The sequence below is a fragment of the Flavobacterium qiangtangense genome (assembly GCF_042658345.1).
GTDB classification, from domain to species: Bacteria; Bacteroidota; Bacteroidia; order Flavobacteriales; family Flavobacteriaceae; genus Flavobacterium; species Flavobacterium qiangtangense.
Genome location: NZ_JBHSQB010000018.1, coordinates 1 through 11,673, shown reverse-complemented (window position 1 = coordinate 11,673; position 11,673 = coordinate 1). Strand labels below are relative to the sequence as shown.

The window sequence follows — 11,673 nt, the reverse complement described above, 5'->3', positions numbered from 1 at the left end:
AAAATATTGATTCAAACAAATGTAAGATTTACTTTTAATTGTTTAGAACCGAATTAGAATTTGAGGGTTTTGATTGAGAATTTGCAATAAAAAAGCCGATACAAAGTGCATCGGCTTCTTTGAAAAATTTCAGAAAAGACTATTCATAGAAATATTTCAAAACTAATTCGTCAGTTGTATTTGGATAATTAGAATCTAAAATAGCAACCGATGTTATTTTTGTTGGATAATTGTTTGCGTTATACTGAATAGTATTTGTCATATAAGCTGAATTATTTGTCTGATCCACAATAGACAAAATATTTTGATTTTTCCCTTCTGTTTCAAAATCGCCGTGTGCCGCATACGCAATAGCTGCATAACCAGTTACATTTTTAAACGGACTGTTTTTTGAATCATAAGTATAGTTATATGTTGAAAAACCTTGCTGTACGATTTTTGTCATCTCGCCGTCCGCAAAAGTCAAAATCCTTACGGTGGCAGTTGAAGATGGGCTGGTCATTGTTTCAGAATAATAACTTTCAGTAATTGTATCACCTGTGTTGTAAACAAAGACACTTCTTTCTTGGTAACCATCTTCTAAATCTTGATATTTATAAGTAACCAATCTGTTATTTGAATCATATTCGAATAATTCTTGAGCATCAACTTGACCATCGTATAAATATTCAATTTTGGTAATTAAATCTCCGGTGTAATAGAATTTTTCTTTGTCACCGTTTGTATAATTTCCTTGTAATAATTTGTTCCCGTTGTAAGTGTAAGTGATGTCATAATTAAATCCGTCTGGATCTTGTTGTTCCCAAACCACTCTTTTTGGCAAAACAGAAGTTGACGGATCTGGGTTTTGATTTGATGAATCGCTATCATCGCTTGAACACGATGTTAAAGAAACTGTTGCAAGTGCAGCTAGAAAAAAGAATGTTTTTTTCATTTTGTTTTATGGTTAGGTTATAACACGCAATGGTAAGTAATTATCTACAAATTTCAAAATTATATGAGAAATTTATAGTTTTTAGCAGAAATTGTCAAGGATCTGTGAGTTCAAGCTGCGTCAATAGCCCTGATTGAACTGGAAAGCCTTTTTTGAAAAAACTATATTTTTTGTTGGAGAAAAATAGCGACCAGAGGAAGCTCATTTTTCTTCGTACAAAAAAATAGTTTTTCAAAAAAGCTTGTAAGGAAAAGCAGGAATAGCTTCAAAAAAAAAGCAACTTCTTTACGAAATTGCTTCTTTAAAATATAGGTGGTAAATTTTAATTCTTTTGTGGAGCGCCATGACCGTGACCGCCTTGTTCGCCTGTGTTTTGTTCGATAACTTGAAGATTTGAATCTATGAAATAAGCGCTTCCGAAACCGTTTACATAAGCACCTCTTTGCGGTTTTAATTCAAAAAGAACGAAATCTGTCATTTCAGCAAGAATGTCAACGACTTTTCCGTGACGGTCTTTTAAAGCGGTTAAAGCCTGTGAAAAAAGCGGGGTTTCTTTTTCAACTAAAACTGCGTCAGTGTTGATTGTCAAACGCGTTCTTGCATAAATCTGTTTTGAAGCTGATTCGTCTTCGATAAACATAATGGATGCTTTTTTGCGATCTTGAAGGTTTTTAGTATGTTTTGCCATGAACGAAACATAGATGTAAAAACTTTTGTCGATAAGAACAAATGGCGCGTAACTTGAAACTGGATTTCCGTCTGCATCAACTGTTGCTAAAATCAACGATTGCGTGCTTTCAACCAATTCCATAACCTTTGGTGCTTTTGGCTTAACTTGTGACTGATTTGACTCTGTGGTACTCATATCTTTAACTTTAAATTATATAAAATATTGAAGCCCGAAAGTTACGACAGTCGTTTTTAAAAAACTATGATAGAAAGCAGTTTTTTAAGAATTATTCTAAATAAGAAACCCTGCGAAAGTTTTATGCTCTGGCAGGGTTTCTATAAAATATAAAAAGAGATTATTTCACTTTAAAAGCATTCTCTCCAGGAAAGTAAGCTGTTGTTCCCAATTCTTCTTCGATGCGAAGCAATTGATTGTATTTTGCCATACGGTCAGAACGTGAAGCAGAACCCGTTTTAATCTGTCCGCAGTTTAATGCTACAGCTAAATCAGCGATTGTGTTGTCTTCAGTTTCTCCTGAACGGTGTGACATTACAGACGTGTAACCCGCGTTGTGCGCCATGTTTACTGCTGCAATAGTTTCAGTTAAAGTTCCAATTTGGTTAACTTTTACTAAGATTGAATTTGCGATTCCAAGATCGATTCCTTTTTTAAGACGCTCTACATTAGTTACAAATAAATCATCTCCAACCAATTGTACTTTGTCTCCAACTAGTTCCGTAAGGTATTTCCAACCGTCCCAGTCGTTTTCTTGCATACCGTCTTCGATAGAAATAATTGGGTATTTTGAAGCCAATTCAGCCAAATATTCAGCTTGTTCTTTTGAAGAACGGATTTTTCCAGTTTCTCCTTCAAATTTTGTGTAGTCGTAATTTCCGTTAACGAAAAACTCAGAAGCAGCACAGTCCAAAGCTACTTTTACATCATCACCAAAAGTATAACCAGCGTTTTCAACCGCCAATTTGATAGAATCTAAAGCATCTTCTGTTCCGCCAGCCAAGTTTGGAGCAAAACCACCTTCGTCACCCACAGCAGTACTCAAACCTCTGTCGTGCAATACTTTTTTAAGGTTGTGGAAAATTTCCGTTCCCATTTGCATCGCGTGTGTAAACGTTTTTGCTTTTACTGGCATGATCATGAATTCTTGAAACGCAATCGGCGCATCAGAGTGTGAACCACCGTTGATGATATTCATCATTGGCACCGGAAGCGTGTTTCCAGAAACACCACCCACATAACGGTACAATGGCATATTTAATTCGTTCGCCGCTGCTTTAGCTACTGCCAAAGAAACACCAAGAATAGCGTTGGCTCCAAGGTTAGATTTGTTTGGAGTTCCGTCCAAGTCAATCATTTTTTGGTCAATCAAGTTTTGTTCAAAAACTGATGTTCCCAATAATTCTTCAGCAATCTTGATATTTACATTTTCAACCGCTTTCAAAACTCCTTTACCCATGAATGCTTTTCCACCGTCTCTTAATTCAACAGCTTCGTGCTCTCCAGTTGAAGCTCCAGAAGGCACAGCCGCTCTTCCAAGAACGCCATGTTCTGTAACTACATCAACTTCAATTGTTGGGTTTCCTCTTGAATCCAGAATCTGTCTTGCGTGAACTTTAATAATTATGCTCATTTTGTTTTATTTATTTGATACTATTTGTTTGCTTTTTTTGAACGAAAAACAAATTTAAGGATTTTAAAAAGCGAATGCGTTATTTTTTTAAAAACTTATAAACGCAAACGATTTAGGGGGCAGAATTTACTGTAATTTTAAATTTATTAGATTTTAATCAAACCGACATCATTCGTGAGAAAATATACTTTACTTTATAGGTTAAATGCCTAAATATAGTATATAAATAAATTTAAATAATTATGAAAAAATTAAACTACATAACTCGACAACTTGCAAGAACAGAGAGGAAGCGTTTTGAACATTATGTTATTTCTAGAATATGGCATCAACTAGATGATTTATCTATCAAATTCTCAACTCAACAATATGTAATACGCCCATCTGGCCGTGCGCTAACAGATATGTATTTTCCGCAACTAGGAATCCATATTGAAGTTGACGAACCCCATCATTTAAACCAAATAGAACAAGATTTGTTACGTGAAGCCGACATTATAAATGCTACCAATCATAAAATATTTAGAGTCGACACTAAAGTAGGTATAGAACATGTAAATTTTCAAATCCAAGAAATAGTTGAAATTATTAAAACTGCCAAATCATCCACAATATCATTTAAAGAATGGAATATAGAATTAGAGCAGAATCCTACTTTTTATATTTCAAAAGGGTTTATCGAACTAAAAGATGATGTCGCTTTTAAAAACTCTTTTCTTGCAGCAAATTGCTTTGGACACAATTATAAAGGTTTACAAAAAGCTGCTACTCGACATCCAAGAGAAAGCAATAAAATAATATGGTTTCCAAAACTTTATTCGAATTCGGACTGGGATAACAAAATTTCTGATGATAACGATTTTATCATTGAAAAAAGCATAAACAATCCCAGTCATACAATAAATATACTTCATAAACCAAAAGAAGATCGAATTGTGTTTGCTAGAGTAAAAAGTCCGTTAGGTGATGTAATGTATAGATTCAAAGGTGAATATTCACTCGATAGAAATTCGACCAATAATGATAATGGACTAGTCTGGAAAAGAATTTCTTCAAAGGTAAAAACTTACCAACCAATACTATAATCAGAGTCTTTAAAGCTAATAAAAAAATGAAAGTCAATCAAAATAAACTAGTTGCAAAAGCTTTTCAAGATTGCAAGGCACGGGCTATAAAAAAAATTAAATACTGTTTTGTTCCAGGTTGTAACGAAAAGTCAATAAACTCTCATATTTTACAACGAAATGGTATTTTATCGACAATAGCTGAAGAAAGTCATGTCATGCAGCTAGAAATCAACCAATTTCGCGAACCAAATATATTTTTTAACAGAGTAGGCCTAAAGGAAGCGTTTTCATTTAATTGTTTCTGCAACAATCATGACACAGAATTATTTAAGAATATAGAAACCGCCGATATAGATTTCACAAATTACAAAAATCGATTATTATTTACCCTGAGAACAATATATAATGAAAAATTCCGAAAACTTGTAAATATCGATGTTTATCAATGTCTTACTGATAATCATTCTGACAAATTTGACATAGAAATACTAAAAGAAAAATCATTTACAGACAATCTTGGACTAGAAGATATTGTAAGAACGGAAAATCTAATTTGGAATGACTTAAACAATAACACAGAATCCTTTGTTTTCAAAATACGAGAAATTGAATATAAAGAGATATGTTTATCCGCTTTCTATAATTACGAAACATCTGAGGAATTGCAATTTTATATAATGATGAATCGAAAACATAAAGAAGAAGTCATTGATATTTTTGTCAACTTATTTCCATATAAAAACAAATCCGTTTTTATGATGGGCTATAAAAAGTCAGAAGAAAAAGAAGTTATTAATTATATAAACAATTTTTTTAAAGGCAATGAAGATGTTTTAGAAAGCAGAATTACAAATTTAATGATGTTTCAGTGCGAAACATGGGCGATATCAAACTCATTTTACAAAAAGCGAATATTTGGAAATGATAATATTTTTAAATATGCTGTAAATTTTTCTGCAAACAACTATAATGAGAGGCTTTTTTTTGACATCAATATTTTTAAAGATGATTTCATTACAAAGTTTAACCTATTTAAAAAAGAGAAACGGTTGTTGAATAAAAACTGACAATAAATTTTATCGATAGCACTAGTATCATGCTCACCACTGGACTAAAACAAAAAACCATTTAGTTTCCTAAATGGTTTTTAACTTTCAAAAAATGCCACCCAAATTTCCCCTAAATTGCATCTCCAAAAAACTACAAAAAATGCAAACCGAAAACCTCCTCCAACAAATCGCCTTCATCAAAGAAATCGACAAGCTAAAATACATCCAGCGCAAGACCAAGCTCTTCAACAGCGACCGTCATGAAAACGACGCAGAACACAGTTGGCATCTGGCAATGATGACGATTGTTTTAGCAGAACACTCAGACAAACCCATCGACGTGCTGAAAGTCGTGAAAATGGTTTTGATCCACGACATTGTAGAAATCGATGCCGGAGATACTTTTATTTATGACACGATAAAAAACCACACCAACACTGATGAAGAACTGCTCGCCGCACAGCGTATCTTTGGACTTCTGCCGGAAGAGCAAGCTAAAGAATTCATCGCCATCTGGCAAGAATTTGAAGATGGAAAAACCGACGAAGCAAAGTTCGCCAAAACCATGGATCGCTTTGAGCCGTTACTCCAAAATACTTCTAACAACGGCGGTACCTGGAAAGAATTCAACGTCCCGTACCAAAAAGTCTATGACAAAAAAGTAGCCATCAAAGACGGTTCAGCCACCATCTGGGAGTATGCCGAAAACTTGATTAACGAAAGCGTCGAAAAAGGAATTTTAAAGAAGTGATTTGCAAACTAAGAACCCTTAACATCATTCAAAACTTACTCCTTCTTAACACTAAACGTCACCATCTTCTTTAGCAATCCGCCCTCAAAAACATACAAATCACAATAATACATTTCAGAAACGGCACCATTAGCATTCTTCATTTTTACGATTCCGTGGCACGCGCCTTTGTTACCGTCAAGTAATTTTAAATCTTTGGTACACGAAATCATTTCTGAACCGTCCATTTTTGCAAACATCTGGCGCACCTGCTCCTTACCTTTAACTGTTTGCTCGCCCACCATATCCCATTCAAAATCCTCAGTCATTAAATCTAAAAGACCATCAGAATCATTGTTATCAAAGGTGGTCAAAACCTTATCAAAAAGCGCTTGATTTTCCATAGTAATTCATTTTATATCAATACAATAAAGATAAAAATAAAGTTTCAAATGGTTTTACAAACAGTTAATTAAACTTTATAAAATTTGTTACGTGTTTACACAAAATAAAGTATTTTGAGATTGATTTCCCGCCACCAACTTTTGGTTCAATAACTTCGTTTGCTTTATAGTTCATTCGCAGAGAATAACAAATACCAACTAACTCTTGCCAAAAATGTCGCTTACTATTTGTTTGATACAATAGATCGTTTTCTTTTTTAGAAACATTTTGAACTTCGGGATTTCTTATTACGTTTTTACTTAACTTGCAAGTAATAAGCCAATTAAAAAGTCGCAAAGAAAATTTACCAAGTTTCGAATCAGAAACTAACTAAAGGAAGCTTAAATCTAAATCATGAAATCTTAATTTTCAAAAAAAATGAAAAAGATAATTATTCTGATGTCAGTTGCTGTTGCGAGTGGCGTTTTATTTGCAAATGTCTTTAATTCAATGGTAATTGCAGTTGCAACTGAAAGTAACATTCCTAATTCTATAATTGCCGGAAAAGAATACTTTAGGTTTGCCAATCCTGGCGACTTTTTTAAAATTTTCTCGCCAGCATCGCAACTTTTGACGCTATTATCTATATCCTTATTTTGGAAAAACTTTAAAAAAGCAAGACTGCTACTTGCAGTCGCTTTGCTTTGCTATATAATCGGCGATGTACTAGCCTTCACCTATTTTCATCCCAGAACCGATCTGATGTTTTCTGACCCAATTCCTGATTCAGAAACATTAAAAAGACTATCAGCAGAATGGAGTGCGATGAACTGGGTGCGCTCTTTTATTTTGGCAATAGGAGTTATATTTTCCTTCTTAGCGGTAGATAACATTTATACTTCAAAAAATCGGGGATGATTAAAAACTAGCCTCTTTTCTATTTTCCTTCTAAAAAAGAGCACGCAATCAAAACACATATCGCCAAAATCCTGAACCCAAAACCTCTTCAATCGCTCTCAACGAGTTTTATTTCTTTGATCGTTACTTATAGGAAAAGAAATGTATTTTGAGTAGTATTGTATAACTATTAGATATATTCAGCTAAATTAGACGGATATGTATAAGTGTATAGTATGTATAAACAAGTTAACGGTTATTTTAAAGAACTGAAACGGAAAATATAGTATTTTAAAATATGAAGAAAAAAATCTTATTTTTATTGGTAATAATCTTTGGTAGCTACTACTGGTTTTCTTTTACAAGCGAAAACAAAAAATATGAAATACTTAATGAAATTATCAAAGATGATGAGCTAGCTCTATTTAAAATTTGTAATAAATCAAATAAAATTGAAATCTTCGAAAACAATTTAAACGACTTTACTTTTCTTGAGCAACTATCTGTAAATTTCCAAAAATTAACTCAAACGGAACATAAATTCAAAGCGGAGAAGATTAAGTATTTTAATCGTAGATTAAACAAAATGGAATACTCTGAAATTATTCCAAGTTGTGATAAGCAATATGAAATACTTTATAAAATTTCTTTACCAATTGTTTCTCCTGACAAACAATCTGTGATTATTAAAATTACTGAAGATTGTAATTGTATGTTGGGAGGACAAAGTGGAACATACTTATACAGAAAAATTGATGGAAAATGGAAACGAATAAAAACGTTAAATGGCTGGATAAGTTAAACAAACAACCGCTAGAAGCCGTCTGTCAAGATTTCAAATTTTGTAGTAAATTCACGTCCACGTTTCGCAAGAAATTTATCTTTAGCGAAAAATACTCGGTTTCAAAATTGCCCCACCATCGCAAAGCCCCCGATATATCAACAGTAATATCATTAAACGGCAGAAAAAAACAGCTGTAATTAAAAAAAGACAAAATTGAAAGAATTTAAAATTTTTGAAAAACGATTTATTTGGACAAGAACTAATATTATCAATTTCGTAATTTTAATTTTAGTGTTGATTATTATCTTCATTTCATTGATTTTGAAAATCGAAAAATCTACACTTTTAACTTCATTATTACTTATAGCTTTAGCTTTTTATTCCATAGGATTGTCTTTAAAACTTAAAAACAGTAATCGTGTTCAACAACTTCAAGGGAGATTAACAGGAAAGTTTTCTTTTGAGAAAGACTATATTCAAATCAATGAATTAAAGATTAATCTTGACAAAGTAAAAAAAGTTGAAATTACAGGCATAGACTGGATCGGTCTTAGAAATACAAATTACTTATTAAATTGCCAGTATGAAAATGGACTATCTAACGGCACTAAAAATTATCTGTTAATTGAATATAGCGACAATAAAAAACAGAAAATACAATTTCAACAAAATCATGCTTGTGAATTTAAAGAAATCGAAGTGGTAATAAAACACTATTATATTAACAACAAAATAGGATATTTGAATAGCGTTGATATTCTTTGCTTATCAGAACAAAAACAATGGGACGAATTTAAAAACCTAACTAAACACTACAACTAACACCCGCTAGCGCGAGCGTCCCGCTCGTGCCAAAATCTATATAATTTTAAAACTATTATAACCTCGAGTCTAACAATAAAATATTCTCAATGGTATTTATCACTCTCATAATTTTAATATTTGAAACCATACTCTTTTCATGGCTCCAAAACAATTATTTATTAAAGAGCGTTACCGATTACCACAGAGGTACAGAAACAGAAAGAAAATTAGTCTTAAAACTTTTAAAATCTGGAATACATTTTCAAACCATCTTTCACGATTTATATATCACCAATGCCAACGGAAGTTATTCGCAAATTGATTTGGTCGTTCCCACAAAAGTTGGAATAATTGTATTTGAAGTAAAGAAATACAGCGGATGGATTTTCGGCAACGGAAACCAACCAAAATGGACGCAACTGTTAGCCTATGGCAAACAAAGATATCGGTTCTACAGTCCTGTTTTTCAAAACAACAAACACATTCTCGATTTAAAAAAACAGCTACCGCAATTTGAAAACATCCCTTTTTACTCCGTTTTAGTATTTTATGGCGATTGTGTATTTAAAGACATATCTTTTATTCCCAACGGAACATTTATAGTAAAACAGCACAACGTTTTAAAAGTGATCAAAAACATCACAAACGAAAATGAACCCGCAAATTACATCAATAAAAGAGAAATTCTGAATCTCTTAAAAAACGCAGTTAAAAACGGAGAAAATAAAGACATCATGAATAAGCATATAGCCAATATTAAAAACAGATTTGGCGAACATAGAAGCATAGCCCCAAAACCCTGAACCCAAAACCTTACACCTTTTTATCCCTCTCATCGAATTTTAGTTCCTTTAATCGTCATTTGTAGGAAAAGAAATATATTTTGTGTAGTATTGTTAGACTATTGTATATATCTAGCCGAATTAGACGGATATGTATAAGTGTATATTATATATTAATAAGTTGTGCGCCATTAATAAGATACCATGAATAAACAAGTAATAAAGATCGAATCGTTCAATCCTTACGAAAGTCGATTTCCAAAGAGAAAGTTGATAACTCGCGATACGCTAATATTAATAAAATATTTGCGAACTGAAGGGTACGATGTCATTGTCACGCCAGAAGATGCTACGCCAGTCGAAATACTTTATAGAAAAGGTTTCGCAGAATTGTTTGCCGATCCACTTAACGTAGCATTGTTCGGAATTCCTATTACAGTCTTTACAACTATTGTTGCAAATCAAATACAAAAATTTATAGATAAGTTTGGAGACAAAGCAAAAGCAAACATTACTAATGTGAACATCACTGTCGATAATTCAACAAACGTTTATAATTGTCACGGTAAGAGTCAGTCAAAAAAAAATCAAATACAATTCGTCGAAAAAAAGAAAAAACTGAAAGATGGATTTCAAACAAGTTTCAAAATTATTTCGCCAAATTCAAAATATCCGACTCCAATTTTTTTAGAACATAAACCTAAAATTGTTGGATGGTGTTTGCTACACGTAGATGATAAAGGATTAAAAGCTGAAGGTATCTTAACCGATAAATTAATCAAGAAAAGAGTAGCACAAAATAGATTAAATGGGATGAGTGTTACAGGCATAGCTAAAAAAACAGAATGCTCAATTTGCTCTCAAAGCTACACTGAATGTAATCACATTGCTGGTAATTTTTACGATGAAATAGAATGTTTCAATACAATAGTAAAAACAGATTTTGTTGAGGCAAGCATTGTGAAAGACCCAATTAATAAAGAGTGTCTAGTAAATTTCCGTTAACGGCGCACAACAGCGTTTATGACGAAATTGCTGGTTTTCAGGTAAAAGAATGTCTTTTTTCACTAAGTTTGTTCACGGTAGCAGAAAATACTCTGCTCCTTTTTACGCAACTTCGCATACACGCGAAACGTTGTGTGCAATGCTTCAGAACTTACAAGGAAAATTGAACTTTATGAAAAAACTTTTACTTCTTGTTTTATTTTCACAATTAGCAAGTTGCCAAAATAAACCAGACATTAAGGCTGTAGAACTTCTAAAAAAAGCAAATGAAATTGGTGCAAAATCTTTCTACAAAGATTCAATTGAAAATAATAAAGCTTTAAAATTAATTGATGAAGCAATTAGAATTGACGATAAATATTTTTCGGCTTATCAATCAAAAACAATTTTCTTATCTGCAAAAGAAGACATTGACGGATTATTACAAAACAATTTGGAAATAATTGAGTTACGACCAAATCAGCCAATATGGAGAATCCAAAGAGGATTGTTTCTTGAAATTAAAGGTAATAAAATTAAAGCTCAAGAAAGTTATAAATTGGGACTTAGTAAATACCAAGAAATATTGAAGCAGAAAGATATGAATCAAGATTTCAATTTTAGAATTGAATATATTTCAGCGTTAGAAGCAAACGAAAACTTAAATCAAGCAAAAGTGGAAATGGAAAAGTTACGGAATGATTTTCCAGGAAATGAAATTGTTCAGAATTACGTTAAAGAATATAAGTTGAAAACTAAAGCTGAATTAATAAGTTTGTGGAAAAATGGAGAATAGCACTGCACACAACAGCCGTTCCTATGTAAAGCATCCGTAAGTTATCAACAACTTTGAATTAGGTTTATATGTAATTTTTTCTCGATTTCAATCTTCCGTAACAGGGCTTGTTGGTAAAATCGGCTGCTAACTTTTGTCTGCCGG

General features: G+C 32.5%; 13 protein-coding genes. 9 read left to right on the top strand and 4 right to left on the bottom strand.

Annotated features, from left to right (window positions below; genetic code table 11):
* Positions 1 to 139 precede the first annotated feature (139 nt).
* The 3 genes from ACFPVY_RS15790 to eno all read right to left on the bottom strand — a co-directional run bounded on the left by ACFPVY_RS15790 (position 140) and on the right by eno (position 3,252).
* Positions 140 to 934, bottom strand: coding sequence for a hypothetical protein (locus ACFPVY_RS15790; RefSeq protein WP_379793106.1), 795 nt, complete (start codon positions 932 to 934; stop codon positions 140 to 142).
* Positions 935 to 1,256: 322 nt separating this feature from the next.
* Positions 1,257 to 1,799 (bottom strand): HugZ family pyridoxamine 5'-phosphate oxidase, encoded by a 543-nt coding sequence (locus ACFPVY_RS15785; RefSeq protein WP_379793105.1) that lies wholly within the window; start codon positions 1,797 to 1,799, stop codon positions 1,257 to 1,259.
* 160 nt (positions 1,800 to 1,959) lie between these two features.
* On the bottom strand, positions 1,960 to 3,252 hold the full coding sequence (gene eno / locus ACFPVY_RS15780; protein WP_379793104.1) for a phosphopyruvate hydratase: 1,293 nt from the start codon (positions 3,250 to 3,252) through the stop codon (positions 1,960 to 1,962).
* A gap of 242 nt (positions 3,253 to 3,494) precedes the next feature.
* Between eno and ACFPVY_RS15775 the strand changes: the two genes are divergently transcribed.
* The 3 genes from ACFPVY_RS15775 (at position 3,495) to ACFPVY_RS15765 (ending at position 6,119) form a co-directional block, all read left to right on the top strand.
* Entirely contained in the window at positions 3,495 to 4,337 is an 843-nt protein-coding gene (locus ACFPVY_RS15775) for an AbaSI family restriction endonuclease (protein ID WP_379793103.1), read from the top strand.
* Between the two features lie 26 nt (positions 4,338 to 4,363).
* Positions 4,364 to 5,386 (top strand): hypothetical protein, encoded by a 1,023-nt coding sequence (locus ACFPVY_RS15770; RefSeq protein WP_379793102.1) that lies wholly within the window; start codon positions 4,364 to 4,366, stop codon positions 5,384 to 5,386.
* A 142-nt stretch (positions 5,387 to 5,528) separates the two neighbouring features.
* The gene (locus ACFPVY_RS15765) at positions 5,529 to 6,119 is read left to right on the top strand and encodes an HD domain-containing protein (RefSeq protein ID WP_379793101.1); all 591 of its coding nucleotides are present in this window, start codon (positions 5,529 to 5,531) and stop codon (positions 6,117 to 6,119) included.
* 35 nt (positions 6,120 to 6,154) lie between these two features.
* On the opposite strand, the gene ACFPVY_RS15760 is transcribed toward ACFPVY_RS15765, so the two are convergent.
* Complete coding sequence (locus ACFPVY_RS15760) at positions 6,155 to 6,502, bottom strand: nuclear transport factor 2 family protein (protein WP_379793100.1); 348 nt, start codon at positions 6,500 to 6,502, stop codon at positions 6,155 to 6,157.
* A gap of 418 nt (positions 6,503 to 6,920) precedes the next feature.
* On the opposite strand from ACFPVY_RS15760, the gene ACFPVY_RS15755 reads away from it, so the two are divergent.
* From ACFPVY_RS15755 to ACFPVY_RS15730, 6 genes are all read left to right on the top strand, one after another.
* Entirely contained in the window at positions 6,921 to 7,400 is a 480-nt protein-coding gene (locus ACFPVY_RS15755; RefSeq protein ID WP_379793099.1) for a hypothetical protein, read from the top strand.
* Positions 7,401 to 7,677: 277 nt separating this feature from the next.
* A complete protein-coding gene (locus tag ACFPVY_RS15750) occupies positions 7,678 to 8,181 on the top strand; it encodes a hypothetical protein (RefSeq protein WP_379793098.1) in 504 nt (167 codons plus the stop codon).
* 195 nt (positions 8,182 to 8,376) lie between these two features.
* Positions 8,377 to 8,985, top strand: coding sequence for a hypothetical protein (locus ACFPVY_RS15745; protein WP_379793097.1), 609 nt, complete (start codon positions 8,377 to 8,379; stop codon positions 8,983 to 8,985).
* A gap of 89 nt (positions 8,986 to 9,074) precedes the next feature.
* On the top strand, positions 9,075 to 9,770 hold the full coding sequence (locus ACFPVY_RS15740) for a nuclease-related domain-containing protein (protein ID WP_379793096.1): 696 nt from the start codon (positions 9,075 to 9,077) through the stop codon (positions 9,768 to 9,770).
* A 183-nt stretch (positions 9,771 to 9,953) separates the two neighbouring features.
* Entirely contained in the window at positions 9,954 to 10,754 is an 801-nt protein-coding gene (locus tag ACFPVY_RS15735) for a hypothetical protein (protein WP_379793095.1), read from the top strand.
* Positions 10,755 to 10,926: 172 nt separating this feature from the next.
* Positions 10,927 to 11,529: a tetratricopeptide repeat protein gene (locus tag ACFPVY_RS15730; RefSeq protein WP_379793094.1), complete on the top strand. Its 603-nt coding sequence runs from the start codon at positions 10,927 to 10,929 to the stop codon at positions 11,527 to 11,529.
* The last annotated feature ends 144 nt before the right edge of the window (positions 11,530 to 11,673 follow it).

Coding starts and splice junctions, on each gene's coding strand:
- ACFPVY_RS15770 (WP_379793102.1), top strand. CDS start 4,364: ATGAAAGTCAATCAAAATAAACTAGTTGCAAAAGCTTTTCAAGATTGC.
- ACFPVY_RS15750 (WP_379793098.1), top strand. CDS start 7,678: ATGAAGAAAAAAATCTTATTTTTATTGGTAATAATCTTTGGTAGCTAC.
- ACFPVY_RS15730 (WP_379793094.1), top strand. CDS start 10,927: ATGAAAAAACTTTTACTTCTTGTTTTATTTTCACAATTAGCAAGTTGC.
- eno (WP_379793104.1), bottom strand. CDS start 3,252: ATGAGCATAATTATTAAAGTTCACGCAAGACAGATTCTGGATTCAAGA.
- ACFPVY_RS15765 (WP_379793101.1), top strand. CDS start 5,529: ATGCAAACCGAAAACCTCCTCCAACAAATCGCCTTCATCAAAGAAATC.
- ACFPVY_RS15755 (WP_379793099.1), top strand. CDS start 6,921: ATGAAAAAGATAATTATTCTGATGTCAGTTGCTGTTGCGAGTGGCGTT.
- ACFPVY_RS15735 (WP_379793095.1), top strand. CDS start 9,954: ATGAATAAACAAGTAATAAAGATCGAATCGTTCAATCCTTACGAAAGT.
- ACFPVY_RS15760 (WP_379793100.1), bottom strand. CDS start 6,502: ATGGAAAATCAAGCGCTTTTTGATAAGGTTTTGACCACCTTTGATAAC.
- ACFPVY_RS15790 (WP_379793106.1), bottom strand. CDS start 934: ATGAAAAAAACATTCTTTTTTCTAGCTGCACTTGCAACAGTTTCTTTA.
- ACFPVY_RS15785 (WP_379793105.1), bottom strand. CDS start 1,799: ATGAGTACCACAGAGTCAAATCAGTCACAAGTTAAGCCAAAAGCACCA.
- ACFPVY_RS15740 (WP_379793096.1), top strand. CDS start 9,075: ATGGTATTTATCACTCTCATAATTTTAATATTTGAAACCATACTCTTT.
- ACFPVY_RS15775 (WP_379793103.1), top strand. CDS start 3,495: ATGAAAAAATTAAACTACATAACTCGACAACTTGCAAGAACAGAGAGG.